The sequence below is a fragment of the Aureispira sp. CCB-QB1 genome, assembly GCF_000724545.1.
In the GTDB taxonomy this organism is placed as follows: domain Bacteria; phylum Bacteroidota; class Bacteroidia; order Chitinophagales; family Saprospiraceae; genus Aureispira.
The window spans coordinates 1-1936 of the sequence record NZ_JHBV01000174.1 but is presented as its reverse complement, the minus strand read 5'-3'; the positions used below and the strand labels follow the sequence as shown (position 1 = coordinate 1936).

Here is a 1936-nt window from a genome sequence, read left to right as displayed (position 1 = left end):
CATCAGGATTGGTTTCATAATTGATAATTTTGTTGACCAATGTTCTCGCTTCAGCAATATTAGCAGCTGGCAATCGACCCACAGCAATATCCAACCAACCCAAGGTTGTCATTCGTTCGGTCTCATCCAACAATGCAAAATAATCGTCAGAAGTGTATGTATTGATTGGGTGCATGGACTCTTGAGTCTCATAGACAGGAATCAAGTTCGGGTTGTTGCTAGGTGTTCTGCTGTCGCCCAACGATTTGTAGTCAAAAGAACCAATACCAAACAGCAACAAATGGGTAAACTCATTGCTAGGAGTAGAGCGTAGGTAAAGCATTCTACAAAAATCACGAATAGCCGTCACGTCAGGTGCTCCCGAAGCAAATTCATTGTAAATATCCTCGACATTGATGACATCCACGGTAATATTGTCGTGGTTGCGACGATGAGCTGCTAAGCGATCTGCTTCGGCTCTCAAAGAAGAATGCACAACAAAAACAGCATCAGGAGGAGTGGTAATGCCATGCAAATTTTGGTTGGCAACCGTTCCTCTATCAACAGGGACATAAAATTGGTTGTTGTCAAAAGCAACAAATTCTCTAAGAACATTGGCATCTGCTCCAAAGGAGATGTTGCCAGAACCAGCATATTCTTGAATGAAGACATTGCTAGGATCTGTGACGTCCCAAATGGTGACATTATTGGCATTGCTAAGTTGATAAGTGGCATTTCCTTGACTCAAAGAACGACTATCTCTAAAGGGCATTTGCCCATTGGTGAAACGAAGTTGACAGCGAGCTTGTAGCGATAAATAATTGAGCCACATATCAGCCGCTGTACTATTGTGTGCCAAACTAATTTCGAGATTGACGTTTTGCCCAGACAAAATGTTAGCACTACAAGGGAAAGTTAATCGTTTGGCATAATCAGAGTAGATATAAACAGTTGTAACCGCAGTATTCACAGGATTGCCAATCAAATTACCATTCGCTTTAAGAGTCGCTGTACCAGGCGTAAATACTCGTACTGCTAAGTCGGATTGGATGGTGACAGGCTCGCTTTCGATTCGATTCGAGAATTGAAAGTTAAAATTTCTTGTTCTATTGTTCAATGTTCTAAACGATTCACCATACCATTCTCTCCCCGAAGGAGGGAGTGCAAACTCTTGTTCCATCAAGTTGATTTCATCCAATTCGTGGTGTGCCAAAGCATCGTAGCTATTCGTTGTATAAGCTGTATTGGCAATAGATGTTCGGTTGGATATTCTAAGTCCATTAGCACTGCTAATTTTGATAAAGTAATAACTTTCATCAGTGTATGGATTGGTGCTGTGTTTGAAGTTGCCACAAGTAAGATTGCTGTTGTACGACCAGTTTTTAGTACCAAGACCATAGAATAGAATGTAATCGTTTTGGTCAAAACTTCCATCCGCTTCACCAGCTACAAAGATTCTATTTTCGATCAGGTCGTCGGCAATCGGCAGATCCATTCTTTCTTGAAGTTTGTTGCCTCCATTGCCCAGAATTTGAATTTTTCTAGGATCAATATTATCAACATCAACCCCCAAACTTTTTAAGAAGTCGTAATCCAATTTTTGTATTCCAGTACTAGTAACGGCAATTTTGTAAATTAGACCATCCGATAATTTAGAAGTATTGGTAAAGTTACGACTATTAGACAAGCTACTAGGGGCTGTTTTTGGAGTGAGACTAACTTGTAAATCAGCGTGGACTAGTTTTTCATATTGTCCTGTTGTAGGATTTTTGCGAATGGGCGTAAAATAAACAACACCAACAGGTTTTTTTCGGTCAAAACTAACGGCAGTTTCAATGTTAATAGCATCAATATCAGATAAATCTAATTCAGAAGTATTAGTCAAAGGTGAGTATTGTTCATTGACCAATCTTGCGGTCAAATCACCATAACTATTCAAACGAATTTGTTTAGAGAA

The 1936-nt window shown here is 39.7% G+C and carries 1 protein-coding gene; it reads right to left on the bottom strand.

Annotated features, from left to right (window positions below; all coding sequences use genetic code 11):
* The coding region (gene porU, locus CG11_RS28935; RefSeq protein WP_156039971.1) for a type IX secretion system sortase PorU at positions 1 to 1936 on the bottom strand (1936 nt) is incomplete at both ends.